General features: G+C 44.5%; 28 protein-coding genes. 4 read left to right on the top strand and 24 right to left on the bottom strand.

Annotated features, from left to right (window positions below):
- Positions 1 to 590 precede the first annotated feature (590 nt).
- From R7127_RS22290 to dusA, 7 genes are all read right to left on the bottom strand, one after another.
- The gene (locus R7127_RS22290) at positions 591 to 1,370 is read right to left on the bottom strand and encodes a phosphoadenylyl-sulfate reductase (RefSeq protein WP_005382748.1); all 780 of its coding nucleotides are present in this window, start codon (positions 1,368 to 1,370) and stop codon (positions 591 to 593) included.
- Entirely contained in the window at positions 1,363 to 3,099 is a 1,737-nt protein-coding gene (gene cysI, locus R7127_RS22285; protein ID WP_318142085.1) for an assimilatory sulfite reductase (NADPH) hemoprotein subunit, read from the bottom strand. The genes R7127_RS22290 and cysI overlap by 8 nt, the downstream gene beginning before the upstream one ends.
- Positions 3,099 to 4,970, bottom strand: coding sequence for an assimilatory sulfite reductase (NADPH) flavoprotein subunit (locus tag R7127_RS22280; RefSeq protein ID WP_005381262.1), 1,872 nt, complete (start codon positions 4,968 to 4,970; stop codon positions 3,099 to 3,101). The genes cysI and R7127_RS22280 overlap by 1 nt, the downstream gene beginning before the upstream one ends.
- A 117-nt stretch (positions 4,971 to 5,087) precedes the next feature.
- On the bottom strand, positions 5,088 to 5,318 hold the full coding sequence (locus R7127_RS22275) for a hypothetical protein (protein WP_005381264.1): 231 nt from the start codon (positions 5,316 to 5,318) through the stop codon (positions 5,088 to 5,090).
- Between the two features lie 157 nt (positions 5,319 to 5,475).
- Complete coding sequence (locus tag R7127_RS22270; RefSeq protein ID WP_005381265.1) at positions 5,476 to 6,135, bottom strand: TIGR04219 family outer membrane beta-barrel protein; 660 nt, start codon at positions 6,133 to 6,135, stop codon at positions 5,476 to 5,478.
- A 98-nt stretch (positions 6,136 to 6,233) separates the two neighbouring features.
- Positions 6,234 to 6,449, bottom strand: coding sequence for an envelope stress response protein PspG (gene pspG / locus R7127_RS22265; RefSeq protein ID WP_005381266.1), 216 nt, complete (start codon positions 6,447 to 6,449; stop codon positions 6,234 to 6,236).
- A 164-nt stretch (positions 6,450 to 6,613) separates the two neighbouring features.
- Entirely contained in the window at positions 6,614 to 7,594 is a 981-nt protein-coding gene (gene dusA, locus R7127_RS22260) for a tRNA dihydrouridine(20/20a) synthase DusA (protein ID WP_017821727.1), read from the bottom strand.
- A gap of 321 nt (positions 7,595 to 7,915) precedes the next feature.
- Here dusA and zur point away from each other — a divergent pair, with 321 nt between their 5' ends.
- Positions 7,916 to 8,380 carry a zinc uptake transcriptional repressor Zur gene (zur, locus tag R7127_RS22255; RefSeq protein ID WP_005381268.1) on the top strand — a complete coding sequence of 155 codons (465 nt, stop codon included), beginning with the start codon at positions 7,916 to 7,918 and terminating at the stop codon, positions 8,378 to 8,380.
- 9 nt (positions 8,381 to 8,389) lie between these two features.
- Positions 8,390 to 8,851, top strand: a complete 462-nt coding sequence (locus R7127_RS22250; RefSeq protein WP_005381269.1) for a chemotaxis protein CheX — start codon at positions 8,390 to 8,392, stop codon at positions 8,849 to 8,851.
- A gap of 99 nt (positions 8,852 to 8,950) precedes the next feature.
- On the opposite strand, the gene pgi is transcribed toward R7127_RS22250, so the two are convergent.
- Positions 8,951 to 10,603 carry a glucose-6-phosphate isomerase gene (gene pgi / locus R7127_RS22245; RefSeq protein WP_005381270.1) on the bottom strand — a complete coding sequence of 551 codons (1,653 nt, stop codon included), beginning with the start codon at positions 10,601 to 10,603 and terminating at the stop codon, positions 8,951 to 8,953.
- Positions 10,604 to 10,908: 305 nt separating this feature from the next.
- Between pgi and R7127_RS22240 the strand changes: the two genes are divergently transcribed.
- Complete coding sequence (locus R7127_RS22240) at positions 10,909 to 11,328, top strand: secondary thiamine-phosphate synthase enzyme YjbQ (protein WP_005381271.1); 420 nt, start codon at positions 10,909 to 10,911, stop codon at positions 11,326 to 11,328.
- A gap of 38 nt (positions 11,329 to 11,366) precedes the next feature.
- On the opposite strand, the gene alr is transcribed toward R7127_RS22240, so the two are convergent.
- Both alr and R7127_RS22230 read right to left on the bottom strand, forming a co-directional pair.
- Positions 11,367 to 12,443: an alanine racemase gene (gene alr / locus R7127_RS22235; RefSeq protein WP_031777284.1), complete on the bottom strand. Its 1,077-nt coding sequence runs from the start codon at positions 12,441 to 12,443 to the stop codon at positions 11,367 to 11,369.
- A 13-nt stretch (positions 12,444 to 12,456) separates the two neighbouring features.
- On the bottom strand, positions 12,457 to 13,857 hold the full coding sequence (locus tag R7127_RS22230; protein WP_005382759.1) for a replicative DNA helicase: 1,401 nt from the start codon (positions 13,855 to 13,857) through the stop codon (positions 12,457 to 12,459).
- A 221-nt stretch (positions 13,858 to 14,078) separates the two neighbouring features.
- On the opposite strand from R7127_RS22230, the gene R7127_RS22225 reads away from it, so the two are divergent.
- Positions 14,079 to 14,843, top strand: a complete 765-nt coding sequence (locus tag R7127_RS22225; RefSeq protein WP_005381276.1) for a DUF481 domain-containing protein — start codon at positions 14,079 to 14,081, stop codon at positions 14,841 to 14,843.
- A 77-nt stretch (positions 14,844 to 14,920) separates the two neighbouring features.
- Here R7127_RS22225 and rplI read toward each other — a convergent pair whose 3' ends face one another.
- From rplI to pilM, 14 genes are all read right to left on the bottom strand, one after another.
- Positions 14,921 to 15,373, bottom strand: coding sequence for a 50S ribosomal protein L9 (gene rplI / locus R7127_RS22220; protein WP_005382760.1), 453 nt, complete (start codon positions 15,371 to 15,373; stop codon positions 14,921 to 14,923).
- 33 nt (positions 15,374 to 15,406) lie between these two features.
- Positions 15,407 to 15,634 (bottom strand): 30S ribosomal protein S18, encoded by a 228-nt coding sequence (gene rpsR / locus R7127_RS22215; protein WP_000090472.1) that lies wholly within the window; start codon positions 15,632 to 15,634, stop codon positions 15,407 to 15,409.
- Positions 15,635 to 15,650: 16 nt separating this feature from the next.
- A complete protein-coding gene (gene priB / locus R7127_RS22210) occupies positions 15,651 to 15,953 on the bottom strand; it encodes a primosomal replication protein N (RefSeq protein WP_005381298.1) in 303 nt (100 codons plus the stop codon).
- An 8-nt stretch (positions 15,954 to 15,961) separates the two neighbouring features.
- Complete coding sequence (gene rpsF / locus R7127_RS22205) at positions 15,962 to 16,351, bottom strand: 30S ribosomal protein S6 (protein WP_005381299.1); 390 nt, start codon at positions 16,349 to 16,351, stop codon at positions 15,962 to 15,964.
- A gap of 244 nt (positions 16,352 to 16,595) precedes the next feature.
- Complete coding sequence (rpe, locus tag R7127_RS22200; protein ID WP_005381300.1) at positions 16,596 to 17,267, bottom strand: ribulose-phosphate 3-epimerase; 672 nt, start codon at positions 17,265 to 17,267, stop codon at positions 16,596 to 16,598.
- A 92-nt stretch (positions 17,268 to 17,359) separates the two neighbouring features.
- Positions 17,360 to 18,199: a Dam family site-specific DNA-(adenine-N6)-methyltransferase gene (locus tag R7127_RS22195; protein WP_005381301.1), complete on the bottom strand. Its 840-nt coding sequence runs from the start codon at positions 18,197 to 18,199 to the stop codon at positions 17,360 to 17,362.
- 69 nt (positions 18,200 to 18,268) lie between these two features.
- On the bottom strand, positions 18,269 to 19,780 hold the full coding sequence (locus R7127_RS22190; protein ID WP_033907307.1) for an SPOR domain-containing protein: 1,512 nt from the start codon (positions 19,778 to 19,780) through the stop codon (positions 18,269 to 18,271).
- Positions 19,781 to 19,832: 52 nt separating this feature from the next.
- Positions 19,833 to 20,933: a 3-dehydroquinate synthase gene (gene aroB, locus R7127_RS22185; protein WP_005381318.1), complete on the bottom strand. Its 1,101-nt coding sequence runs from the start codon at positions 20,931 to 20,933 to the stop codon at positions 19,833 to 19,835.
- 32 nt (positions 20,934 to 20,965) lie between these two features.
- Positions 20,966 to 21,484 (bottom strand): shikimate kinase AroK, encoded by a 519-nt coding sequence (gene aroK, locus R7127_RS22180; RefSeq protein WP_005381319.1) that lies wholly within the window; start codon positions 21,482 to 21,484, stop codon positions 20,966 to 20,968.
- Positions 21,485 to 21,671: 187 nt separating this feature from the next.
- A complete protein-coding gene (locus R7127_RS22175) occupies positions 21,672 to 23,417 on the bottom strand; it encodes a type IV pilus secretin PilQ (RefSeq protein WP_033907306.1) in 1,746 nt (581 codons plus the stop codon).
- Between the two features lie 25 nt (positions 23,418 to 23,442).
- Positions 23,443 to 23,958, bottom strand: coding sequence for a pilus assembly protein PilP (locus R7127_RS22170; RefSeq protein WP_005382766.1), 516 nt, complete (start codon positions 23,956 to 23,958; stop codon positions 23,443 to 23,445).
- Complete coding sequence (locus R7127_RS22165; RefSeq protein WP_033907305.1) at positions 23,948 to 24,541, bottom strand: type 4a pilus biogenesis protein PilO; 594 nt, start codon at positions 24,539 to 24,541, stop codon at positions 23,948 to 23,950. Before R7127_RS22165 ends, R7127_RS22170 begins: the two co-directional genes overlap by 11 nt.
- Positions 24,534 to 25,109: a PilN domain-containing protein gene (locus R7127_RS22160; RefSeq protein ID WP_005381323.1), complete on the bottom strand. Its 576-nt coding sequence runs from the start codon at positions 25,107 to 25,109 to the stop codon at positions 24,534 to 24,536. The genes R7127_RS22165 and R7127_RS22160 overlap by 8 nt, the downstream gene beginning before the upstream one ends.
- On the bottom strand, positions 25,093 to 26,109 hold the full coding sequence (gene pilM / locus R7127_RS22155; protein WP_033907304.1) for a type IV pilus biogenesis protein PilM: 1,017 nt from the start codon (positions 26,107 to 26,109) through the stop codon (positions 25,093 to 25,095). The genes R7127_RS22160 and pilM overlap by 17 nt, the downstream gene beginning before the upstream one ends.
- Between the last annotated feature and the right edge of the window lie 26 nt (positions 26,110 to 26,135).

The raw sequence follows: 26,135 nt of genomic DNA, 5'->3' as shown, positions 1-26,135 counted from the left end.
CTTCAATTTAAGATTTTGTTCGGCTCAATGAATACTGAACATTACATAAGTAATGTTTGAATTGACTGTGCTGAATCTTTCGATTCAATGGTCACTTCGTTTCATTGAAACCTAATTTGATACCGAGGTATCTAATTGGATTATCATCAACGAGTGCCCACACAGATTGATAGGTCTATATTGTTAAAGAGCAACTCTTCTTTGTGATTGACATCACTTGGGAAGAGGCGGCCATTCTAGCGAGATAATTTATTGTGTCAAACACTTTCTTCAAATTATTTCGTTTTTCTTTTCAGCCTTATCAACTTCGCTTAACCCCTTGTGAGGCCTTGCCCTGTCGACGAGGAGGCATTATAGAGATCGCGCTCACATTGGCAAGTGTTATTTTTCAAAAATTGCAAAAACAATGGTTAAACGATGAGTTTTCGATCAAACCTTTATTTATTCAACTTTACCCCAAACTCTCACACAACTTATCCACAGAATTGTTCTTTGAGACGTGTTTTTCAAGTACCATAAATAAAGAAAGCTGCTTTATTGCAGCTATCTTTATTAAACTTAACCTAAACTCTATTTAAAGAGCATTATGGCTATATGCCAGACCCATCTTGTTCAGAGCCATCATCTTCGTGTAGGCCACATTCTCGCTTTAAGCCAAAGAATCGAGTTTCTTCCTCTGACATTCCCGGCTCCCATTTACGAGTAGTATGTGTATCACCAACTGAAAGGTAACCTTCATCCCACAATGGGTGGTATTTAAGGCCGTGTTGTTCTAAGTAGTAATGAACGTCTTTATTAGTCCAATCAATTACTGGTAGAAATTTAAACACACCGTTCTGAATTGATAGAATCGGTAAACCTGCACGAGATTTACTTTGCTCTCGACGCAGTCCAGAGAACCACGTTCCAACATTAAGCTCTTTTAACGCTCGACGCATCGGCTCAACTTTATTGAGCTTGTTGTATTTTTCAATTCCCTCTACGCCTTGCTCCCATAATTTTCCATATCGAGCTTCTTGCCAATTCGCACTTTCCTTGGCTCGATAAACTTTTAAATTTAGGTTGAGAGCATCTGTCAGCTCATCGATAAATCGGTACGTCTCAGCAAACAGGTAACCAGTATCGGTTAGAATGACGGGGATGTCCGCTTTGGCGCGAGTAACTAAATGAAGCATAACCGCGGCTTGAATACCAAAACTAGAAGAAACCGCGAACTCGCCTTCTAGATTATCTAAAGCCCACGCTACTCTCTCTTGTGCTGAAAGCTTTTCGAGCTCGACATTAATTTGAGCAAGACGGAGGATTTGCTCCGTCTTTGTTAATGTCAGTAACTCTGTGAGCTCCAGCTTGGATGCTACAGAATCAAGCATGAAAGTCCCTCTTTGATACGAGCACTTCTTGGATAATGCCAGCACGAATAGTGAAATCGCCAAAGGCTTCGCCTTCTTCACGCTCTTTCGACCATCGAGCCACCAGCAGATCAATCTCTTCTAAGATTTGCTTATCCGTGATGTTCTCTTTATACATTTTTGGTACTCGAGTACCGGCACGGTTACCACCTAGGTGCAAGTTGTAACGACCCGGCGCTTTGCCAACTAGACCAATTTCAGCCAACATTGCGCGACCACAACCATTTGGACACCCAGTTACACGCAAAATGATGTTGTCATTTTCTGGTAGGTTGTGCTTATCCAGAATCCCCTCAACAGCAGTAACAAACTGAGGAAGGAAACGTTCAGCTTCTGCCATCGCTAGCGGACAAGTTGGAAAAGCAACACAAGCCATTGAGTTCTTACGCTGTTCACTTACGCCGTCGTCCATTAAGCCATGTTCACGAGCGATCTTTTCAATCTTCGCTTTTTCGTTTTTAGGTACACCCGCAACAATTAGGTTTTGGTTTGCTGTCATGCGGAAATCGCCTTTGTGGATTTTGGCAATTTCAGCAACACCCGTCTTAAGTGGTTTACCTGGAAAGTCTAATAAGCGACCATTTTCGATGAAAAGCGCTAAATGATATTTACCATCAATTCCTTCTACCCAGCCAATACGGTCACCACGTTCTGTGAATTCATATGGACGGCTTTGCTCAAACTTAACACCAGCACGTTTCTCGACTTCCGCTTTAAAGACATCGCTACCTACACGATCCAATGTGTATTTGGTTTTTGCGTTCTTACGGTTTGAACGGTTACCCCAGTCGCGCTGAGTTGTTACTACAGCTGCGGCAACATCAAGTGTCTTGTCCAGCGGAATAAAGCCAAAGTCGTCAGCGCGGCGCGGATAAGTTGATGTATCGCCATGCGTCATCGCTAAGCCGCCGCCGACCAGGACGTTAAAGCCTACCAGCTTACCGTTATCTGCAATCGCTACGAAGTTGAGATCGTTAGCGTGTACATCTACGTCATTTTGCGGTGGGATAACCACTGTAGTTTTAAACTTACGTGGTAAGTAGTTCTTGCCTAGAATCGGTTCGTCTTCTTCCGTGCTTTCTACTTTTTCACCGTCTAGCCAAATCTCTGCATAAGCGCGCGTCTTTGGTAATAGATGCTCACTGATCTTCTTCGCCCATTCGTAAGCTTCTTGGTGTAACTCTGACTCCACTGGGTTAGTGGTACACAACACGTTACGGTTTACATCACCCGCGGTTGCAATCGAATCAATGCCAATACTGTTGAGCGTTTGATGCATCAACTTAATATTCGGTTTTAATACCCCATGAAACTGGAACGTTTGGCGAGTCGTCAGACGAATACTTCCATATAAAGAGTGCTCCGTTGCGAACTTGTCGATCGCTAACCATTGCGTTGGCGTGATGATGCCTCCAGGCATACGAGCACGAAGCATCACATTATGTAATGGTTCCAGTTTTTGCTTTGTGCGTTCATTACGGATATCACGATCGTCTTGTTGATACATACCGTGGAAACGAATTAACTGGAAGTTGTCGGCAGTAAAGCCACCTGTAATAGGGTCCTGTAAATCTTGCTCAATAGTGCCACGTAATAAGTTGCTTTCTCGCTTCAGGCGCTCGTTATCAGATAGCGGCCCTAACTCTTCACCTAATACAACCTGCTTATTATTGTCCGTAGAAAAAGTCATTAGTAAACATCCCTCTGATAACGTTTCGCTTTACGTAGGTCATTAATAAATTGTTCTGCATCGTCACGCGGCATCTTGCCTTCTTGTTCAGCAACGATAACCAATGCGTCGTGCACATCTTTTGCCATACGCGTTGCATCACCGCAGACATAGATATAAGCGCCTTCTTGGATCCACTGCCACACTTGAGCTGCGTTTTCTAAGATGCGATGTTGTACGTAAACCTTTTCTACTTGGTCACGACTAAAGGCAACATCCAATCGGCTTAGTACTCCTGACTTGAGATACTTTTGCCATTCCACTTGGTACAAGAAGTCTTGAGTGAACGTGCGATCACCAAAGAACAACCAGTTTTTGCCTTCAGCATCGCGGTTTTCACGTTCCTGAATAAAGCTACGGAATGGTGCGATCCCTGTGCCAGGACCAACCATGATAATTGGAGTACTATCATCTTCCGGCAGTTTAAAGTTGTTGTTATGCTCAACAAATACTTTAACTTCATCTCCCTCTTCGAGACGCTGAGCTAAGAAACTAGACGCACCACCATATCGTTTTTCGTCGTTTTGTTCGTACTCAACCAAAGCAACCGTTAGGTGTACTTCTTCATCGACCTCTTCTTGGCTTGATGCAATAGAGTAAAGGCGTGGAGTAAGACGACGAAGCAAACCAATCAACTCATCTGCGGTTAACTTGGTTTTCTTTTCTGCCAGTACATCAACGATTTGAGTATTTGCAGAGTACTCGCGAAGCTTATCTTTATCTTCAACTAACTTTTGTAGCTTCTTGCTACCGGATAACTCGGCAAACTTTGTGATGAGCTGCGGGTTAGATGTTGTGATTTCATATTTACTCACGAGAGCACTGTGGATTGACAAGCTTTCACCATCAACGTCAACAGTCTCAACCCCAGACAAACCGACCTTACCAAGAATGGCATTTGCAAGTTCCGAGCTATTTTCAAACCACACACCTAGTGCATCACCTGGCTGATACGTTAAGCCCGAGCCTTCTAAGTCGATTTCTATATGACGAACGTCTTTTCCAGAGTCACGGCCCGTGATTTTTTGACTGGTCAGTAACGTCGCAGTGTACGGATTTTGTTTATTGTAAGGAGAGTGCGCAGTCGCAGCTTGACCCACAGGAAGTTGAACCACATCCGCTTCAGAGCCAGAAGAAAGTGTATCTTTTACCTTGTCTAACGCATTCTTACGCCATTCAGTTGCGGGGGCTTCATAATCCACATCGCAATCAAGACGCTCGATAAATGGAGTCGCGCCTAGCTTTGATAGGTAAGTGTCGAAGTCTTTACCGGTCTGACAGAAGAACTCGTAGCTAGAATCTCCCAATGCAATAACACCATATTGCAGGTTTGGCAGCTTAGGAGCCTTCTTCGATTGCAAAAACTCATGTAGCTCAATGGCATTGTCTGGCGCTTCGCCTTCGCCGTTAGTCGATGCCACAATAATGACATGCGTTTCTTTGGCTAAGTTTTTACCTTTGTAATCGCTTGCATCAAAAAGTTCGACTGCAATTCCTTCTGCTTTTGCTTCCTGTTCCAGAGCTTCAGCAACACCTTTAGCATTGCCCGTTTGGGAAGCAAAAATAATACTCAACTTACCTGCTGGCTTCGCTGATACGGCTGCCGTTGCTTGTGCAATTGGCGTTACCGCTGTGTTTGGTTGATTTTGAGCTAATCCCCAAAAATACCCACTGACCCAAGCAAGTTGCTGTGAAGACAACTCAGAGACAGTTTGTTGGAGTGAGCTAATTTGTTGGTCATTCAGAGGGCTTGCGATTGGAGGATTTCCTCCTTGCCCATTATTATCTTCAGACACATTCTTGTGAGAATACTCATTCTTTTGAAAAGACATTATCACGACATCCCTATTCATTGCGTGACGATAGAGTACCCACTCTCCTTAATAACAAGAAAGAATAGAAGTGAATGTTTTATAACTTTTTGGAAGTAAGAACGGCTTACTTTTTGCTCATCGATCTTCAATGCGGACTTGTTGAAAGCCTACTGCCATTGCCGATTTTGACGCAGTATCCAAATCTTCATAAAGACATTCTTCGCCGTGACTGTCCGTTAGAAAAACAAAACCACCGCGCGCATGTCTGAACTCTACAACCCAACCACCCTCTTGGATTGCAGGCTCAATAATCGCTTCGATAAGCTGATTTTCACGGAATAGATGTCTTAGTTCATTTATTGTCATCGCTATCCCTGTTTTAACTTTCACATTGCTCCTAGGTAAGCATGGTCTAAATCAGCCAAATAGGGAGAAATTTCGATTAGATATAATGAAGTGATATAAAAAAACGCCGCTTATAAAGCGACGTTTTAAGTAAATCGAATATCTAACATGGCTGAGTTTAGAACGCGTATTCCGCACTCACAAAGAAGCCGTTAGCAAAAATAAACTCTTTCCCTAGATCCGACATGAATTTATCGGACTCTAAATCAATCACACGGTAACCTCCACGAAAAGCCAGTCGAGCTTTTTCGAGCGGTACATTGTATTGAACACCTGCCATGAAATCGGTGCTTTTGATACCTTTGTTGTCACCAAAGTTTATCTCACCAATCACATCAAAGTTTGTATCCGGAACTTGAATTTCTGCGTAACCATACCAAGCCCAAATCAGCTCATCAAATTCTTCTACACGCCTGCTTGAGCCAGCATCAATGTATTTAGTGTCACTTAAATTACTAAACGTGAGACCCGCATCAAAGTGCAATAAATCATGCTCTAGAACGTGGTAATACAAGGTTAAATCGAGCTTATCGAACCCCATGTAATCCGCATCAACACTTGAGTAACGAAGGCGCGCATTAGGGACGTATTTAACATCATGTTCAATCGCCGCGTAAAAAGTGCCTGCGGTACTGCTATCTCGTCTCACTTCATTAACTTTAGTGTCGGCAGCCCATACCTCTGCGCCGACTTTTGTCGATACAGAGTACTCTGCAAAAACAGGAAAAGATACTGCCAACGATAATGCCGTTAAAGCGATGTTCGCTTTATTTGTCATGTAGTATTTACTCCGAGATAGCTGATATTCACGTAGAGGACGTGAGAGGAAATATACCATATTCTCACGCCTCTCCATCAACTAAATGATGTTACTCATTATTTATAGCGGGGCTGAGCGACGTAATTCTTGAAGAACCAAATACCCAATGCAATCACGATTAACCATGGTAATAGTTTAAGTACCGCTCCAACCATTCCCAGTAAAAACATCACAACTAACGCAATACCAGTTGCTGCGAATACGGTCATCATTGTGATACCCGTAACCAACAAGGTCGCCGCAAAGACTAAAATAAAGATTAGCTCCAACATAATCACTTCTCCATTTGTTTTCAATAAACAGAGCAGTTTCCATACCAACTTACAGAAACGAAGTTAAGATTATGATTTTTAATAAAAAAACAAAGCCAGAGGCATTTCTGCACTCTGGCTTTATCATTCTTTAGTTGGTAATTTTAGCCATTCACTGGCGAATTTTACACATTCAATTCTTTTGGAATCTTAGCTAGCGCGTCTTGCAATACTTCTAGACCAGAACCTGGTTTGTGCGCATTTTCACTGATATGACGACGCCATTGACGAGCACCGGGCATGCTTTGGAACAAACCTAACATGTGGCGGGTAATATGACCAAGGTACGCACCTTTCGCTAATTGCGCTTCAATGTATGGATACATCTCTTCAACAATTTCGCTGCGTTTCTTCACTGGAGCATTAGAGCCAAACAACTCTTGATCTACCGATGCCAGTAAATATGGGCTTTGGTATGCTTCACGACCAATCATCACACCGTCAAGATGCTGAAGATGTGCTTTTGCTTCTTCTAATGATTTCACGCCACCGTTAATCGCAATCGTTAGGTGTGAGAAGTCTTGCTTCAATTGGTAAGCGCGTGGGTAATCCAATGGTGGGATCTCACGGTTTTCTTTTGGGCTTAGACCACTTAACCATGCTTTACGTGCGTGGATAGTGAACTGCTCACAGCCACCCTTTTCTGAAACAATAGAAACGAAATCCGTTAGGAATTCGTAAGAGTCTTGATCATCAATACCAATGCGAGTCTTGACTGTTACAGGGATATCGACCACGTCTTTCATTGCTGCGACACAATCCGCAACTAACTGCGGTTCAGCCATTAGGCAAGCACCAAATCGACCGTTTTGTACGCGGTCAGATGGACACCCCACATTTAGGTTAATCTCATCGTAGCCACGCTCTTGCGCTAGCTTGGCACACGTAGCCAAATCTGCTGGGTTTGAACCACCAAGTTGAAGGGCTAACGGATGCTCTTCTTCGTTATAAGCCAGGAAATCTCCTTTTCCATGAATGATCGCACCTGTCGTCACCATTTCAGTGTACAACAGGGTTTCTTTGGTCATTAAGCGATGGAAGTAGCGACAATGACGATCAGTCCAATCTAACATTGGTGCTACGGAGAGCCTGCAAGAATGAGTCATGATATAAACACCCGTTTTTATGTTGCCAAGGTCGAGCGCAGCAGTACGCTCAAAAAATAAGTCGGGTATTGTATACCCAAGCACCTCTGGGTGCTAGTTTCAGCGAGAATGATTTGGTTGGCTGACTAGCCAAGTGCTTAGGAATACGCAGAAGTAATACGAATCTGTCATTCGTTGATTCATTCTGTGATGATTATTCCGCCTTCACACCACCACCGACTTGCTTTAATTCATGATTTTCGTTTTGATAGTGGGTAAAATGAAGCATTTCTAAACGAACTTCGTATAGAAATGATTTATCATAGAGCACGTCCGATAGTTATGGTGAAAGGTTTGAACCCAACAATCATTGAACAAATTGAAAGTATCTGCGCAGAGCGTGGAGTACGACTGACTCCGCAACGCCGACGCGTATTTGAACTCATTTGTTCTAATCGCCGCGCCTCAAGTGCGTATGAGCTATTGGAGCAACTAAAAGAGAGTGAGCCTCAGGCTAAGCCGCCCACTGTTTATCGAGCATTAGATTTTCTCCTAGAGCAAGGCTTCATCCACCGAGTGGAATCGACAAATAGCTTTATTACTTGTTGTTCTTTCAATACTCAGCAGCACTTTTTCCAATTACTAATTTGCGATAAATGTGGTGATGTCGTTGAACTCGAAGATGAGACGCTGATATCCTTGTTAGCCGAAAACGCCGAGAAGCATGGATTCAAACTGACCAACCAAGTTATTGAAACTCATGGTGAATGCCAGGCCTGTTCCTCCGAGACGAAAGAAAAAGTATAGAAGAACGTTATGCGCGCTGAATTTGTAAACCCGTTTTTAGCTTCTTTAATGAACGTGCTAAAAACTATGGCTTCTCTTGAGCTGAAGCCACAAAAACCGCGAATCAAAAAAGATGAGATCGCACGAGGTGACGTTTCTGGTCTGATTGGTATGGTAGGCCCACAAACTCGTGGTTCAATGTCGATCACCTTTGATGAAGCACTCGCCCTAGAAATCATGCAGAACATGCTTGGTGAACGTCCAAATGGGCTCAATGAAGAAGTGACCGATATGGTGGGTGAGATCACCAACATGGTTACTGGTGGTGCGAAACGCATTCTGGCGGAAAGTGGTTTTGACTTTGATATGGCAACACCGGTTGTGGTTTCGGGCCGAGGTCATACGATTCGCCACAAGTGTGAAGGCTCAATTATTATCATGCCTTTCTCTTCCCAATGGGGAAATGCCTTTATCGAAATTTGCTTCGAATAAAAGAGAAAAAATAGGTTGGCACTGGCCAACCTATTTTGTTTTTGCCTCAGGCAATAAAAAGGTCAGCATTTGCTGACCTTTTCTTTATCTATTCAAACATTAAGCTTTGAACGCTTTAAATGCGTTGATTAGACCATTTGTTGAGCTGTCATGCGAGCTGATTTGAGACTCGTCTGCAAGCTCAGGTAGGATTTGGTTAGCCAGTTGTTTACCTAGCTCCACGCCCCACTGGTCAAAACTGAAGATATTCCAGATAACACCTTGTACGAAAATTTTGTGTTCGTACATTGCGATCAAGTTACCTAGCGTACGAGGCGTGATTTGCTTCACTAGAATAGAGTTTGTTGGACGGTTACCTTCAAACACTTTGAATGGCGCAATCGCTGCCACTTCTTCAGCATTCTTACCTACTTTCACCAACTCTTCTTTCACGGTTTCTTCATTTTTACCAAACGCTAGAGCTTCAGTTTGCGCGAAGAAGTTAGACATCAGTTTTTGGTGATGATCGCTAGCTGGGTTGTGGCTAATTGCAGGTGCAATGAAGTCACATGGGATAAGCTTAGTACCTTGGTGAATTAGCTGGTAGAACGCGTGCTGACCGTTGGTACCTGGTTCACCCCAAATGATTGGGCCAGTTTGGTAAGTTACAGCATTGCCGTCACGGTCAACGTATTTACCGTTTGATTCCATGTTACCTTGCTGGAAGTACGCCGCGAAACGGTGCATGTACTGATCGTAAGGCAGAATAGCTTCTGATTCCGCACCGTGGAAGTTGTTGTACCAAATACCGATAAGCGCAAGGATCACAGGGATGTTGCTTTCTAGATCTGTTGATACAAAGTGCTTGTCCATCTCGTGAGCGCCATCAAGCAGCTCAACGAAGTTGTCGAAACCTACTGCTAGTGCAATTGATAGACCGATCGCAGACCATAGTGAGTAACGGCCACCAACCCAGTCCCAGAATTCAAACATGTTCGCTGTATCGATACCAAATTCAGACACGGCTGTCGCGTTTGTTGAAAGCGCAGCAAAGTGCTTAGCCACATGAGCCTGATCACCCGCCGATTCTAGGAACCAATCACGAGCAGTGTGCGCGTTAGTCATGGTTTCTTGTGTTGTAAACGTCTTAGACGCGATCAAGAATAACGTCGTTTCTGGGTTAACTTTCTTCAACGTTTCAACGATGTGTGTACCATCAACGTTAGATACGAAGTGAAGGTTTAGATGATTTTTGTATGGCGCTAGAGCTTCCGTCACCATGTAAGGGCCAAGGTCAGAACCGCCGATACCGATGTTCACAATATCGGTAATTGCTTTGCCTGTGTAACCTTTCCATTCACCGCCGATAACGCGCTCAGTGAATGATTTCATTTTTTCTAGAACCGCGTTCACTGCTGGCATTACGTCTTCGCCATCTACCATAACTGGAGTATTAGCGCGGTTACGTAGTGCAGTGTGAAGAACAGCGCGACCTTCTGTTTGGTTGATCGCTTCACCACTGAACATCGCTTCAATTGCAGATTTCAGCTCGGTCTCTTTCGCAAGAGCAAACAGGTGCTTCAGAGTTTCCTCATTGATGAGGTTCTTTGAGTAATCGACTAGGATGTCTGAGCCGAAACGTGCAGAGTATTTGTCGAAACGCGCTGCGTCTTGAGCAAACAGCTCTTTAAGATCCATATCTTGTGCAGATTCGAAATGCGCCGTTAGCGCTTTCCAAGCTTGTGTTTGCGTTGGATTGATATTTTTCAACATGGTCTTTATCCCGATGTTACAGTAGGTTCCATTCCTTACAGTCTAGCGAAAACTGTGGAATCCCCGATTTAGCAAATAGAATATAAATTAGATGTTTGGGCAAATTGCCACAAAACAAGTCTTTGTAATTTTTTTTCAGGCGCCAATTATGACCGAGAGCTTTTACACTCACATTGAGTTAGGTCACGTTCCCTGCCCTGAAATTGAACATTCATTTACGATGACAAGAATCATATCATTTACTAATGACAGGCTCTAATTGGAATAGGATAGACGCCAATTTATAAATTTCCAAAGGAACACGTATGTGGGCACAAAAAACACTGCAATTAAAAGCGAGAAGCCGCGGTTTTCACCTGATAACTGATGAAATTGAACAACAATTACCACAAATAAACGAACTTTCAGTAGGTTTATTACACTTATTTATTCAGCACACCTCCGCCAGTTTGACCTTAAATGAGAATGCTGATCCAACCGTGCGTATGGACATGGAAGCGCACTTCAATAAGTTTGTGCCAGAGCGTGCTCCTTATTATCAGCACACCTATGAAGGTGACGACGACATGCCGGCACATATTAAAGCATCACTGCTTGGCAGTAGTGTGACGGTACCAATCCAAAATGGTCGATTAGCTTTAGGAACATGGCAAGGTATTTACTTGGGTGAGCATCGAGACTTTGGTGGCGGCCGCCGCGTTATTGCTACGATTAACGGTGAGTAGATAAAACAAAGGCTAACCTTGGGTTAGCCTTTCGTTGTTTATTTGGAGTATTCCATCTCGACGCGAGGCGTTAGCTTAGTCACGAGTTCATACGCAATCGTACCAATGTGACCCGCCACTTCTTCTACTGGGAGCTCTTTCCCCCAAAGAATCGCTTCGTCGCTGACTTTATCCGTTGCGTCTGGTCCCAAATCGACCGTCAGCATATCCATGGAAACTCGACCTGCAATAGGTACTTTACGGCCATTAACCCACACCGGCGTACCGTTTGGAGCACTTCTTGGGTAACCGTCGCCATACCCTACAGCGATGACCCCAACTTTTGTATCTCGCTCACTGGTCCAAATACCACCATAGCCAACACTTTCGCCCTTCTTCACTTCACGTACCGCAATAAGGTGGGATTTAAGTGTCATGACAGGCTGATACCCAAGATCTTGCGCCGTTTTGTCATCGAATGGCGACACACCATACATGATAATACCCGGACGAACCCAATCTAAATGGCTTTGAGGCCATGCCAATAACCCCGCAGATGCCGCCAGTGAACGTTCCCCTTGGCAACCAGAAGTCAACGATTTAAACAGCTCAATCTGTTGTGGGGTAATATCGCTATCCAGCTCATCTGCACAGCCAAAGTGGCTCATGTAACGCAACGGTTTCGCTACATTTGGACACTCCTTCAGCCGCGTTACAAACTCGTCATATTGTTCAGGACGAACCCCAAGGCGGTGCATGCCACTGTCAATCTTCAGCCACACGACAACCGGAGTTTCAAGGTCTGCTTGCTCCAAGGCGATAAGCTGCTCTTCACAGTGCACCACAGTTTGGATGTTGTTCGTCACAAGAACAGGTAAGTCACCAGGAGAGTAAAAACCTTCTAGCAATAGAATCGGCTTTACTACTCCACAAGCGCGCAGTTGCAATGCTTCTTCAATACGAGCCACACCAAACGCATCCGCATGGTTAGCATGTTTTGCGACATGACGTAATCCGTGACCATAACCATTGGCCTTGACGACAGCCATCACTTTACTTTGTGGCGCTTGAGCTTTTACGCGCTGTAAGTTGTGCTGCAACGCAGACAAATCAATGCACGCCTTGGCCGCTTTCATATAGCTCATGGGATTACTCATCATCAATATCGAATGCAGGACCCGCGTAGTTGTCGAAACGCGAATGTTGACCTTGGAAAGTGAGGCGAACAGAGCCGATAGGACCATTACGCTGTTTACCAATAATGATTTCGGCCGTACCTTTGTACGGACTATCTGGGTGATAAACCTCATCACGGTAGATGAACATGATCAAGTCGGCATCCTGCTCGATGGAACCGGATTCACGCAAGTCCGAGTTTACTGGTCGTTTATCCGCACGTTGCTCTAGGGAACGGTTTAGCTGCGACAGTGCCACAACAGGCACATTTAGCTCTTTTGCCAGCGCCTTAAGAGAGCGAGAGATCTCAGCAATCTCAAGAGTACGGTTATCGGTTAACGAAGGCACGCGCATCAACTGAAGGTAGTCAACCATGATCATCGACAGACCGCCATGTTCACGAGCGATACGGCGAGCGCGCGAACGCACTTCGGTCGGAGTTAGACCAGAGCTATCATCAATGTACATATTCTTCTTCTGCATCAGGATACCCATAGTAGAAGAAATACGCGCCCAATCTTCGTCATCTAGCTGACCCGTACGGATCTTGGTTTGGTCAACACGAGACAAAGAGGCCAACATACGCATCATCAACTGTTCAGCTGGCATCTCTAACGAGAAAATAAGTACGGGCTTTTCTTGTTGCATGGCCGCATTTTCACACAAGTTCATCGCAAAGGTCGTTTTACCCATCGATGGACGCGCTGCGACAATCACCAAATCAGAGCCTTGCAAACCTGCGGTTTTCTTATTGAGATCGGTGAAACCGGTATCGACCCCCGTAACACCATCTTGTGGCGTTTTATACAACAACTCGATACGTTCTAACGTCTTTTCGAGGATGTTGTCGACGTTTTGTGGTCCTTCGTTTTCACTAGTTCGAGACTCGGCGATAGCAAAAACTTTACTCTCCGCCATGTCTATTAAATCTTCAGAACTGCGACCTTGAGGGTCATAGCCCGCGTCCGCAATTTCATTCGCGACACCAATAAGGCCACGAACAATCGCACGCTCAGCGACAATATCAGCATACGCATTGATGTTAGCTGCACTTGGCGTATTCTTCGCCAAGTCAGCGAGGTAAGCAAAACCGCCTACATCTTCTAACAACTCGTGACGCTCTAGATATTCCGATAAAGTAATAAGATCGAGAGGTTTACCCGCTTCAAGAATGGTTTTTACACCTTCAAAAATCAGGCGGTGTGGACGACTATAGAAATCACTGCTCACAACACGTTCGGCAACGGTGTCCCAACGTTCATTATCCAGTAAAAGACCACCAATTACTGATTGCTCGGCTTCTAGTGAGTGAGGTGGCACTTTGATTGCGTCGACCTGACTGTCTGAAGGTTTGCGATTTCTGTTTTCCGCCATGACTTTGCTCGATAACTACTATTGACCCACGATTATAACCTTAACCTAACTGAGATGCTTCCCCGAAGCGACAATTACTTGTTAAGAAATCATCATGTGAACCACCCAGGTAATAGCCTGGTTCTTCCGCCTAGCTCTAATAAAAATTAACCTACCATTGACCCAACCAAATATCTGTATCAGTATCATGCCCCTCCTTTTTGATTACGTTCGAGGTTGATGTGTCCCGATACTGGTTACTTAGCTTTAGCCTACTGTGCGCTAGTGCATCGTATGCTGACGAATCAGTACAGCCAGAGCAAAATATTGATGTACCCGACCCACTAAAAACCGAGGTGGAGTTCGGCTATCAAGCTCACACAGGTAACACGGACTCTCGTTCCCTGAATGCTCGTTTGAGTGCTGAATATACGTCAGGTCGACACCGTTCTAATGGTGAATGGAAGTACTACAACTTGTACAAAGACGGTGAAGAAGACAAACGCTCATCCACCTACTCCCTACAGAGTGACTACAAGTTAGGCCCTAAGACATATTTGTATGGCAGCTTTAAAGGGGTGGATTCTCGCTACAGTGCTTATTTTAAAGACTATACGTTGTCAGGTGGTTTGGGTTACCAGTTCTCCTACACTGAGAACTTCATTTTAGAGGTAGAAGTAGGCCCTGGTTTTCGCTATCAAGAGCCAAACTTAGACGAAATAGATGATGACGATATTGTCTTTCCCGATATCGTTAGAGAAGGCATTTTTCGAGGAAATATCAACACAACTTGGCATGCGTTGGATAATTTAAGTTTCGCAGCTGATATTACGTTGGTAACAGGTAGAAGTAACACACGTACTGATAGTGAACTCAGTGTAACCAATGATATTACTGAAGATATCGCACTGAAACTGGCGCACTCTCGTCAGTATCACGATAAAGTGCCTGAAGGCTTAAGCAAAGCGGACAGCGTATTTTCCGTTAATTTACTTTTCGCTTTTTAACCCTTTTTCTCTCAGTTTTAGAAATAAAAAAAGCACCTCCGAGGAGGTGCTTTTTAGTATTTCGTCTTGATACTGAATTACTCAGCAGCAACAACTTGTAGGTTAACTGTCGCGAAAACTTCAGAGTGAAGTTGAACGCTGATCTCGAACTCACCAGTGTTACGTAGAGCACCTTCAGGAAGGCGAACTTCGCTCTTAGCAACTTCAACGCCTGCAGCTGTGATAGCGTCAGCGATGTCACGAGTACCGATAGAACCGAATAGTTTGCCTTCGTCACCAGCTTTAGAAGCGATAACTACCGCTTCTAGAGCGTTAACTTTCTCTGCGCGAGCTTCTGCAGCAGCTAGTTGCTCAGCAACTTTAGCTTCTAGTTCAGCACGACGAGCTTCAAACATTTCAACGTTAGCTTTAGTTGCCATAACTGCTTTACCTTGTGGGATAAGGAAGTTACGAGCGTAGCCAGATTTAACGTTTGCAGTATCGCCAAGACCACCTAGGTTACCAATTTTATCAAGTAGAATAACTTGCATTGCTTAATCCTCTTTCTTAATAAAATGAACCGATTACTGATGCTTGTCAGTGTACGGTAGTAGAGCTAGGTAGCGTGAACGCTTGATAGCACGTGCTAGTTGACGCTGGTACTTAGCGCTTGTACCAGTGATACGGCTAGGTACGATTTTACCAGCTTCAGTGATGTAGTTTTTAAGAGTTGCTACGTCTTTGTAATCAATCTCTTGTACGCCTTCTGCAGTGAAACGGCAGAATTTACGACGACGGAAGAAACGAGCCATGGGCTATCTCCTGATCTTAAATTTGAGTAATGTTGTCGGCGTGTAACACTAATTTTCCCACGCCATTTCGGCCGGTTTGATAAGTGACAAAACCACTTACCTTAATGTTACTGCCTTGAACTAAATTCTGAGTTAGTGCTTGTGACCCAAGCCCGCTGACGACTACCGGCATACGACAATAAACTTGTCGAGGTAAGTCAGCTTCGATAATAGTAGAGCGATGCTCCAGCCAAAACCGACAGTGTTCAATGCCACCAGGGCTTTTACTACGAATGGGCGGTTTGGCAATGGTGCCGCTCAGCTCCATTCGATTGGCCATAAGAAAACTTACTCAGCAGCTTCTGACTTAGCTTCAGGCTTAGCTTCAGAACGCTCTTCACGACGTGGAGCACGCTCTTCTTTTTGCTTAAGCATGATAGATTGCTCAGTGATCGCTGCTTTAGTACGCATGATCATGTTACGTAGAACTGCATCGTTGAAACGGAAAGCAGTTTCTAGCTCATCAATTACAGCTTGGTCAGCTTCAACGTTCATAAGAACGTAGTGAGCTTTGTGAAGCTTGTTGATTGGGTAAGCCAGTTGACGACGGCCCCAGTCTTCTAGACGGTGGATTTTACCGCCAGCTTCAGTGATTGAACCAGTGTAACGCTCGATCATGCCAGCAACTTGCTCGCTTTGATCTGGGTGCACCATGAATACGATTTCGTAATGACGCATTGGTTGCTCCTTACGGATTATTCAGCTTCCACAAATGGCTCAGTCGTCCAGAGGAAGCAAGGAACTAAAGATAATTGACTGAGTTTAAGGAGCACGAATAGTACAGAAAGGGCGTAAAATAGGCAAGTGATTATTTGCTCAGCGCAGTGGATATTTAATTTCTTCTAATACTAGAAAACACAAAGGCTGCCAACAAGCTGGCAGCCTTTAAAATCAGCGTGTTATTGCGCTGGCTTATCGGTGCTTATTTAACTTCAGCCAGTTCAGCGCGCATTTGATCGATCACTTGTTTGTAATCTGGCTCACCGAAAATCGCCGAGCCTGCAACAAACATGTCTGCGCCCGCTTCTGCAATTTCACGAATGTTGTCAACCTTCACACCGCCATCGATTTCTAAGCGGATATCACGACCAGACTCGTCAATCATCTTACGAACGGCACGCAGTTTATCTAGTGTATGAGGAATGAATGATTGACCACCAAAACCAGGGTTTACCGACATCAGTAGAATCATGTCGACTTTATCCATAATAAATTCAAGACTTGCAAGTGGCGTTGCTGGGTTTAGTACCACACCAGCCTGACAGCCGTGCTCTTTAATTAACTGCAGTGTACGGTCTACATGATCAGAAGCTTCTACATGGAACGTAATCATCGACGCACCCGCTTTTGCGAAATCAGGAATAATACGGTCAACGGGTTTCACCATTAGGTGAACATCGATTGGCGCTGTGATGCCATAATCGCGTAGTGCTTTACACACAGGCGCACCAAAAGTCAGGTTTGGTACATAGTGGTTATCCATAACGTCGAAATGCACCACATCCGCACCCGCTGCGAGTACTTTTTCTACATCTTCACCGAGACGAGCAAAATCTGCCGATAAAATGGATGGAGCAATAAGAAAATCTTTCATACCTGACCTCAGTAGTAATGAGCAAACAATCTGCGCGCAATTCTACCGAAGCCAGTGGGGAGATCCACTATTTAGATATAATAGTGTGAGAATTAAGAGTTTGATTTATCCATGTCTGGGGCATGAAAAAGCGCAAGTAGCTCATCAACTTTATTACGACCGTTACCATTACGGCTAATGGTACGCTTTACTTTTACCACATTAAGATCCGCACCGTGATACAACCGACGTGTCAAGGTAGTGTCGTGGTTAGAAATCAACACAGGAATGCCACGTTCAGTCGCTGTTCTTTCAGCAATGTCGGCTAATGCAGCTTGGTCGTCCAACGTGAAACCATTACCTGCGTATGAGGTGAAATTTGCCGTATTTGAAAGCGGCGCATAAGGTGGATCGCAATACACGACGCTCCCTTTGCGCGCACGACGAAATGTTTCAGGATAACCTTCACAAACGAACGTAGCTTTTTTGGCTTTTTCTGCAAAAAACTCCAGTTCCGCCTCAGGGAAATACGGTTTTTTGTAAGAGCCAAACGGTACATTGAAGCCACCTTTTTTGTTGTAACGGCATAGGCCATTAAAACCAAAGCGGTTCATGTACAAAAACGCTAAAGAGCGGTACATCACGTCATCGGTTTTATTAAATTCAGCGCGAATGTGTAGGTAGGCTTCTTTGCGGTTGTTCTCAGCGACAAACCAACGCTTCGCTTCAGAGATATACTCTTCAGGGCGTTCTTTCAGCAGGTTGTACAGATTGATCAAATCTGGATTGATATCTGCAAGTAGATAATGGTCATAATCGGTATTCAGGAACACTGAGCCCGCACCAACAAAAGGTTCAACTAGCTTTCGAGCCGGCGGCAAATGACGTTGGATGTCTTCAACCAGTCCGTATTTTCCTCCTGCCCATTTAAGAAAGGCTCGTTGCTTTTTCATCTACTGCTCTATCTATCGACCAAAAATTAAGGCTGCGGAATGTAACATATTTTTCAGGGAAGCTCAGGTTTATTTCACTCGTTCAATTTCACGGTGAACCTGACGGAGTGATTTTGCCCAAGGACTCACCGACTTAACCGAATCTGGCAAGCTTGCGACGGCATCACGAGCCATTTGAATTGTCGGATAATCTTGATATGTGATGATATACCACTCGGTGTCATTACGAACGGTAGGATAAATTCGCACTTGATTATTCAGTTGATGCTCATTGAGAAAGGATTGTACATCTTCCATTGAGGTCATAGCTGCGAGTTGTAAAGTATAAGCTCTTGGCGATAGCGCTTTTAGTTCTTCACGAGCAAATGAAAACTTCACAACAGGTTGGTTTGCCTCACCCTCTTCTGACTGAGCAGGTGCTTGCGTCATATCTTGATTCGGTTTTACGACTTTAATCAAAGGGGAGCTAGTTTCATCGGCGGTTTCTGTCTTCTCAGTACCTACGACATCATCAATCGCTTTTGTGTCTGCTGAATCAGCTTTACCTTCAAGCAATGCATCGACCACATTCGACTCAATCACCACTCTTTGTTGATTGTCATCACTGCCTACGCTCGCTACTTCTTCTGTCACAGCTGGCGGTAATGAATCAGAATCATCAACCGCACCAGACTTATCAAGACTGCTAGAGCCATCGGTTACAGGTTGCAGTGAAGACTGCGCTGCACTGACTCCTGACTCTTCAAAAGTTGGAATAGCCGTTTGCTCTAAACTGCCAGCAATTTGCTGCGCTTTATCATCAGGACTTGGTTGACTAAGCATCCACCAATAGCCACCAGCAGCAAGCAACAGTAAGACTAATACCACCAACGCAATATTCAGGGGTGAACCGACAATCGAGCGGATAATGATCCTTTTTTCCACTTTCATCTCTCCTAACGCCATGATGTCACCCGGTACTGGGTCGACTTTTTTAAATGCATCTCGAACCCGTTTCTCAGACTCATCATCGACGTAGCGCGCAACAAGTGACTCAAAGAAACGACGAGCTTCCACTTCGGACAACATATCAATATCAAGCTCAACAGGCTTTATCTCTTGTCCATAACTGAGACGTGCTAGCAAACCGTCTAAACGTCCAGACTGTGTAAACAGTAAGACATTGATGGTCCAATTTGGCTTATGGTGCGCCTCTAAGACCAGCATCCAAAGCTCAGAGATAAGTGTCTCACTCAATAAATGCGCATCATCTACAACAATTGCAATGTCACACGCCTCATCACCTAAAAGCCTTTCAAGGCTATCAAGTAAAGGCTCTTGCTGATTAAACAATGCGTCTGAAACCAGTTGACTCAAAATAAGGACGCGATGCTGCACATCGTCTTGATTAGAATGACAAAGTAACAAACATTGATTCTTGTTACTGGCACCCACTTCAAGGTATCGCTGCGCTAACCAAGATTTCCCGTACCCATCATGACCATTAATCGCAATTAGATTGGAACCAAAGTTAGTCAGTAGACCTAATCTATCAAGCAACTCGATTTGAGAATCTAATTCCAGTACGTGAGCAACACTCATCTAATAACCTTAATACACTACAAGAATGACGCCCAAAGGCGCCATTACAAGGTTAAATATCGCGACCGAAGTCTATTGCCTGTTTGAGTACGTCTTGTGTCGTATCAGCAATTACCTCGGCAGTGCCAATGCCTGTAGGCAAAACCAATCGTAATTGACCAGAGAGGACTTTCTTATCTCGCATCATGTGCTTGATGAAGTCATCGAAATTCATACTGTCTGGAGTATGCACAGGCAGTTTTGCACGACGCAAAATCGCAACAATACGCTCAAATTGCTCTTCCGAGATCAGACCGCGTAGATGCGACGTTTTGGCCGCCATAACAGTGCCGGAAGATACCGCTTCACCATGCAGCCAATTGCCATAGCCAAGTTCCGCTTCAATCGCATGACCAAAGGTGTGACCTAAGTTAAGCAAAGCACGGATGCCCGACTCTTTCTCATCCTGAGCCACCACTTCCGCTTTTATTTCACAGCAACGTGCGATCGCATAAGTTAGTGCTTCTTCATCCAACGCATACAAGCGCTCAAGATTGTCTTCTAACCATACAAAAAAATCTGCATCGTAAATAATGCCGTACTTAATGACTTCGGCGATACCCGCAGCGAACTCACGTTCAGGCAACGTCGACAGGCAGTTGGTATCAATGATCACTGCTTTAGGTTGGTAAAACGCGCCTATCATGTTCTTACCCAACGGATGGTTAACCGCGGTTTTTCCACCAACCGAAGAGTCCACTTGGGATAGTAATGTGGTCGGTATTTGAATAAAGTCGACCCCACGCTGGTAACAGGCAGACGCAAAACCCACAAGATCGCCAATAACACCACCACCTAACGCGATGATCACAACATCACGAGCATAACTCCCTTCCAGTAAGAAGTTCATTACTTGATTAAATACATCCAAGTTTTTGTACTGTTCACCGTCAGGCAATTCTAACAAGGATGCACTACAACCGAGCTGCTCGAGTTGCTTTAAAATTTTGTCTGCATACAAAGGTGCCACTGTGACATTACTGATCACAACAACTTTTTGTTTTGCATTTTTGTTTGAGAGAACTTGAGAGAGGTACGCCGGGTCCTCAAATAACCCGGCGCCAATAGAGATTGGGTAGCTACGCTCAGCTAGGTTGACCGTAATCCGTTCCATCGGTTTGCTCCAATTAAAAAAAAGATAAAGACTTATCTCTCTTCTAGCATTTTTACGATCTGGTTGGCTACCACTTTTGCACTTTGATCGTCAGTGCGAACAGTGTAATCCGCTACTTCTTCATATAAAGGATTACGTTCTTCAGCTAATTGCTCCAGTACTTCGCGAGGGTTATCCGTTTGAAGTAAAGGACGCTTCTTGTCGCGGTTTGTACGCGCAAGTTGCTTTTCAATCGTCGTTTCTAAGTAAACAACAACACCACGTGCCGAAAGACGATTGCGGTTTTCTTTGCTCTTAACAGAGCCACCGCCAGTCGCAAGCACGATGCCTTGCTCTTGTGTTAGGTCTTCAAGTACCGCTTCTTCACGCTTGCGGAAGCCTTCTTCACCTTCTACATCAAAAACCCAAGAGATGTCTGCACCAGTGCGTTCTTCGATCACTGTATCGGAGTCAACAAACTCCATATGCAGTTGCTGTGCTAGATGTCTACCAATTGTACTTTTGCCGGCGCCCATTGGGCCAACAAGGAAAATATTACGTTTCTCAGCCATGTTTAGCAGTAATTTACAACATTGATTCAATAAGATCGCCACAAGAAAACACAGCTAAACTGCTGTTCTACAAGGCTTGTGGCACCAGTTCCTCACAGATAATTCGTGATAAGACCCGAAATTATCCAAGCATGGTGCCACTATTGCAACTTTATTTTTGATTTAATCAGTTTTTCCCGAGACAGAACTACTGAATCACCACCTTAGGCGTGACGAAAATTAACAGCTCACTTTTGCCAACATTTTCATAGCTTCGACGAAAAAGCGCACCTAATAGCGGCAGATCGCCCAACAAAGGCACTTTGTCCACCGAGTTAGTAATGCTGTGCTGAAAAATACCACCAAGAACGACCGTTTCACCATTATTCACTAACACTTGCGTCCCGATACGTTGAGTATCAATCGCAACAGCTTCACCAGTGCCTGTCTTCACGACTTGTCCAGGTCTATCTTGCGTGACACTTAAATCCAACACTAAGCGGTTATCCGGTGTGATTTGCGGGGTCACCTTCAAACTTAATACCGCCTTTTTGAACGTCACCGTCGTTGCACCACTTGATGATGACTCTAGGTAAGGAATCTCTGTACCTTGTTCGATATAGGCTGGTTTCTTATTGGTAGTGATCAAACGTGGGCTCGAGATAATCTCAGCTTTAGACTCTTGTTGCAGCGCAGAAAGTTCCAAATCAAGTAGTGTGTCTGATCCTAACTTCGCAACTTGGAAAGCAAGACTGGTCGCATTCGGGCTGGTTGCAGCTAAGTTTACATTTAGGAAGTCATCGATCCCCACTCCATCACCGTCACCACCGTCGTCGCCCCCTTCTCCATTATAAAGACCGATCGTGGCGAGGTTGTTCTCAATAGAACCGCCCACTGTATTACTGCCATTAATAGATGTAAAACCCCAACGAATCCCTAACTCGTCCATGTTACCTTCATTGATGGTCACAATACGCGCCTCAATTTGAACCTGTTTAACTGGAATATCCAAAGACTCAATAATTTCTCGAATCACCTCGATGTTTTCAGGTAACTCTCTAATCAATAACGAGTTAGTTCGCTCATCAATGGTCATACTGCCGCGCTCTGACAGCATGCTGATATTTCCTTCTCCATTGATCATCTCCGCAATATCTGATGCTTTAGCAAAATTAACTTTGATGATTTCAGATGAAAGCTCTCCCATTTCTTCCGTCAATTTTTGTTTTTCTAACTGCTGCTTCTCACGCAAGTCCAACTCATCAGTCGGAGCAACTAAAATCACGTTGCCATCAACACGCTTATCTAACCCCTTAACTTGCAAAATAATATCCAGCACTTGCTGCCAAGGGACACCATCAAGACGAAGCGTGAGGTTGCCTTCTACAGAGTCGGAGACAACCAAATTGAATTGGTTGTAATCAGCAATAAGCTGCAAGACGTTTCGCACAGGAATATCTTGGAAGTTAATCGAAATAAGCTTACCTTCTCTTTCTAAAATGCTTTTATCTGGGGCTTTCTCATTGGGTTTGATCTTCGCTACTTTGATTTCCAAAAAACGCCCCGTTAAACGGTAATCATGCATGTATTCTTCATTGATGTGCGCAACCAAGCGCGTAGTTGAGGTATAGCGAAACACTTCTACGCTCTCAACCACAGTCGAAAAGTCTTTCACGTCTAGGAGATACAATTGCTCGTCTTTTACTGAAGTGTTAAGCAAATCGATACTTAACCCTTCCTGTACACGCTTGATATCTACAATCGCGGCCGGTGACGCCAATTCGACGACAATCACGGCGTCTTTATCTTTATTAGTTCGAAAGTCGATACTTTTTAGGGCATTGGACGAAACTTCTTCAGCTGCCGCTAAAGGGGCTAAAAATACAAACAACCATAAGGAGAAGAGCCCAGTAAGTATCCTTGGTGTACGTGTTAATCCTTGTCTCATTTTCATTACTCAATATCAAAAATAAATGGGGCTATCTCAAAGCCAACTTAACTTTACGTTTTTGCCAACATCCTAAGCCGTCGGGCAACGTTTCATTAATCAACAAGTAGGAGTGGCTGACATGGGTCACTTTGCCATTATTGCGTCCGAGGTATTGACCCGGCTTAACTTTATAGACGGTGCCATTGGGAGCCTGAACAAGGCCAGAAACCGTGTTATCCATGCCCATGACACCTTTCAAACGTAATTGGCTTAATGGGAATTTTTCTAATTTACCAGTTCGCCTTCTTGAGGGCGGTTGCCAACAATCTTTTCTTGCAACTGGCTGAGTCGCGATAGTGGCTTCTTTGGGTAATTCAAAGGGTGCACGCTGTACTTCCGGTGCGTACGTGACTGCAACATATTTGTCTGCGGGCTTAAGCTTCTCGACCTCTCGACGCGCCTGTGTTTCCACTCCTCGAATAAAATCCGTCAATGATTCATCATTCGCCTGGCAACCCATCAATAGAGAACCCATCAGTACCAGCAACAAAGACTTACTTGTCATTTTTCGTCTCCTCCGGCTTAAACTGATAGGTGTTAGCGCGCACCCGAAAGTGCAGGGTTTCACTCTCTTGGCTGACACGTTGCCAAGTCACATCTTTAAACGTGATGATTCGAGGTAGCGTCGCTATCGCCTGAGAAAAATGGCCGATGTCATGAAAGTCGCCCGTTAACTCTATGTTTAAAGGAAGACGATAAAGGAAGTGCTCTGATTGTTTTTCGCCCCAGTCGATTCGGGTGAAAGTCAGCTTATTGTCGATGCCAAGCTCATTCACTGAAGCGAGCATTGTAGCCAGCTCTTTTTGCGCAGGCAGTTGTTGCAGTAATAACTCGTAACGAGTGGTAAGTTCATCCAATTGAGATTGAAGCTGAGGCAACGCTGCCACTTTGTTCGCTTTGATCTTCAATGCCACCTTGAGTGTCTGCTCCTGCTGGATCAAGTGATTCAACTGTTCTTCTTTCGGTTTAAGGTAAAACCAATAACCTAAGCCTTGAATCGCCATGATCAGAAGCGCGATTACTACAATCTGGGGCAACAATGGCCACTCGGCCATTTCATCTATTTCGAGATCCTGCCAATCAACCACGTTGAGCCTCCAATTTCTTCTCCGTTACTTTGAACATGAAAGACACTTTGAATGTTTGAAACTCTTTCCCAAAACGGGCTTTGCCGTGAACGATGGAATGCATTTCTACGTCGTTCAACTTGGCCGAGCGCTCCATGTTGTCCAGCATCGTGGCAAGTTTTGGAGTGCTATCTGAGATCCCAGAGATCTCAATTTCCAGATCATTCATTTTGATCTTGTCGACATATACACCTTCAGGGATAACGGCAGGCATTAAGTTCATGAACTCGGTCGTTTTGTTTCGTCCGTTTTGTAAACCTTCAACGACCTTTAGACGTTCGAGGATTTTGCTGTGCTCTTGCTCTGCAATTTTCATTGCTTCAATACGCTGGTCGAGTTCGGCAATGTAGTGAGTGAGGTAATCGAGCCGCTCCTGTTGTTGATCTTGTTGGTACTCAAAAAACTTTCCAATACCCCACTGGATGCCAACAGCGACCAACATGCCTAATGCGACCAAACTGATGAAACGACGTCGGTGCTCTTCTCTTTGATTCTCTCGCCAAGGAAGTAAATTAATGCGATAAAGCACGGGCACCTCCTAGCCAATGAATGCCACGAACGGCCAGTCCGGCTGCTGTTGAGAAATGCTGCCAATCCACAGCGCGACGCTTACGCTTAGACACCTTCATCTCAAATAGCCCTAGCGGATTTAGCAATTCACACTCTAACGACAATTGTTGAGACAACTCCTCTGCGAGCATGGGAGTGGAGGCCCCTTCCCCTGATAACCAGATACCCTTGATGTTTTGTGAGCCATTGATTGAGGTATAGAGCTGCATCTGGCGCTTTACTCGCTCTACGATTTGACGGTTAAACAGCTCTGTTTTCTCCTGAGCATCATCGGACAGAAAATCGACTGGAGAAGCGCTGTTTGCTCCGCGTGTGCCGTAAGCAAACTCTTTGTGAAACAGTTCACCTTGTTCGGTAAACATGGTGAAGGAGCTCGATAAGGTGCCAATATCGAGTAAGCAGTATTTGTTTTTGTCAGGAAAGCGATCGGCGGTGAGCTTCCAGATATGACCAAGGCTTTGCGAATGCACGTCCACTAAAACAGGTTTTAGTCCGGACTTTTGTAATGCATCGACTCGGCCTTCTACCACATCTTTTCTTGTCGCAAACACTTGATAGCTATCACTGCCACTCTGCCCGCCCTCCGCGAGAAGACGAACGAAGTCTAAACTCAGCTCTTCGACAGGGAATGGCGATTGATGAGAAAAGGCTTGTATCACTGCAAACTCAACTTCACTCTCTTCAAGATTTTGTTCTATTTGCAGTTTCTTGCTAATTACCGAGTTATCAGGAACTGAAATCGCAACTTTTTTAGCGCCAAAAGGCAGTTCTTTTTTTATCTGCTTGAGGGTCTTTACAATTTCTTGATGATTTATGGTGTTATTTTCAGCGACAATACCTTCCTTTAGTAATATTTCTTTGTAACCCAACAGAGCGTAATTGTTGCCTGTGGGTTTAAGTACTACGGCTTTGAGGCTGTTATGGCCTATATCGATGCCGGTAACGATTAGCTTATCCATCTCTTACTCTCGCTCCGAAATTTCTT

Source organism: Vibrio sp. 1159, from assembly GCF_033340395.1.
Classification (GTDB): Bacteria; Pseudomonadota; Gammaproteobacteria; order Enterobacterales; family Vibrionaceae; genus Vibrio; species Vibrio alginolyticus.
This window is presented reverse-complemented; position numbering and strand designations above follow the sequence as displayed.

What these genes read in the sequence shown, in the direction of transcription:
- R7127_RS22290 (WP_005382748.1), bottom strand. Translation starts at nt 1,370, where the DNA reads ATGCTTGATTCTGTAGCATCCAAGCTGGAGCTCACAGAGTTACTGACA.
- cysI (WP_318142085.1), bottom strand. Translation starts at nt 3,099, where the DNA reads ATGACTTTTTCTACGGACAATAATAAGCAGGTTGTATTAGGTGAAGAG.
- R7127_RS22280 (WP_005381262.1), bottom strand. Translation starts at nt 4,970, where the DNA reads ATGTCTTTTCAAAAGAATGAGTATTCTCACAAGAATGTGTCTGAAGAT.
- R7127_RS22275 (WP_005381264.1), bottom strand. Translation starts at nt 5,318, where the DNA reads ATGACAATAAATGAACTAAGACATCTATTCCGTGAAAATCAGCTTATC.
- R7127_RS22270 (WP_005381265.1), bottom strand. Translation starts at nt 6,135, where the DNA reads ATGACAAATAAAGCGAACATCGCTTTAACGGCATTATCGTTGGCAGTA.
- pspG (WP_005381266.1), bottom strand. Translation starts at nt 6,449, where the DNA reads ATGTTGGAGCTAATCTTTATTTTAGTCTTTGCGGCGACCTTGTTGGTT.
- dusA (WP_017821727.1), bottom strand. Translation starts at nt 7,594, where the DNA reads ATGACTCATTCTTGCAGGCTCTCCGTAGCACCAATGTTAGATTGGACT.
- zur (WP_005381268.1), top strand. Translation starts at nt 7,916, where the DNA reads ATGGTGAAAGGTTTGAACCCAACAATCATTGAACAAATTGAAAGTATC.
- R7127_RS22250 (WP_005381269.1), top strand. Translation starts at nt 8,390, where the DNA reads ATGCGCGCTGAATTTGTAAACCCGTTTTTAGCTTCTTTAATGAACGTG.
- pgi (WP_005381270.1), bottom strand. Translation starts at nt 10,603, where the DNA reads ATGTTGAAAAATATCAATCCAACGCAAACACAAGCTTGGAAAGCGCTA.
- R7127_RS22240 (WP_005381271.1), top strand. Translation starts at nt 10,909, where the DNA reads ATGTGGGCACAAAAAACACTGCAATTAAAAGCGAGAAGCCGCGGTTTT.
- alr (WP_031777284.1), bottom strand. Translation starts at nt 12,443, where the DNA reads ATGAAAGCGGCCAAGGCGTGCATTGATTTGTCTGCGTTGCAGCACAAC.
- R7127_RS22230 (WP_005382759.1), bottom strand. Translation starts at nt 13,857, where the DNA reads ATGGCGGAAAACAGAAATCGCAAACCTTCAGACAGTCAGGTCGACGCA.
- rplI (WP_005382760.1), bottom strand. Translation starts at nt 15,373, where the DNA reads ATGCAAGTTATTCTACTTGATAAAATTGGTAACCTAGGTGGTCTTGGC.
- rpsR (WP_000090472.1), bottom strand. Translation starts at nt 15,634, where the DNA reads ATGGCTCGTTTCTTCCGTCGTCGTAAATTCTGCCGTTTCACTGCAGAA.
- priB (WP_005381298.1), bottom strand. Translation starts at nt 15,953, where the DNA reads ATGGCCAATCGAATGGAGCTGAGCGGCACCATTGCCAAACCGCCCATT.
- rpsF (WP_005381299.1), bottom strand. Translation starts at nt 16,351, where the DNA reads ATGCGTCATTACGAAATCGTATTCATGGTGCACCCAGATCAAAGCGAG.
- rpe (WP_005381300.1), bottom strand. Translation starts at nt 17,267, where the DNA reads ATGAAAGATTTTCTTATTGCTCCATCCATTTTATCGGCAGATTTTGCT.
- R7127_RS22195 (WP_005381301.1), bottom strand. Translation starts at nt 18,199, where the DNA reads ATGAAAAAGCAACGAGCCTTTCTTAAATGGGCAGGAGGAAAATACGGA.
- R7127_RS22190 (WP_033907307.1), bottom strand. Translation starts at nt 19,780, where the DNA reads ATGAGTGTTGCTCACGTACTGGAATTAGATTCTCAAATCGAGTTGCTT.
- aroB (WP_005381318.1), bottom strand. Translation starts at nt 20,933, where the DNA reads ATGGAACGGATTACGGTCAACCTAGCTGAGCGTAGCTACCCAATCTCT.
- aroK (WP_005381319.1), bottom strand. Translation starts at nt 21,484, where the DNA reads ATGGCTGAGAAACGTAATATTTTCCTTGTTGGCCCAATGGGCGCCGGC.
- R7127_RS22175 (WP_033907306.1), bottom strand. Translation starts at nt 23,417, where the DNA reads ATGAAAATGAGACAAGGATTAACACGTACACCAAGGATACTTACTGGG.
- R7127_RS22170 (WP_005382766.1), bottom strand. Translation starts at nt 23,958, where the DNA reads ATGACAAGTAAGTCTTTGTTGCTGGTACTGATGGGTTCTCTATTGATG.
- pilM (WP_033907304.1), bottom strand. Translation starts at nt 26,109, where the DNA reads ATGGATAAGCTAATCGTTACCGGCATCGATATAGGCCATAACAGCCTC.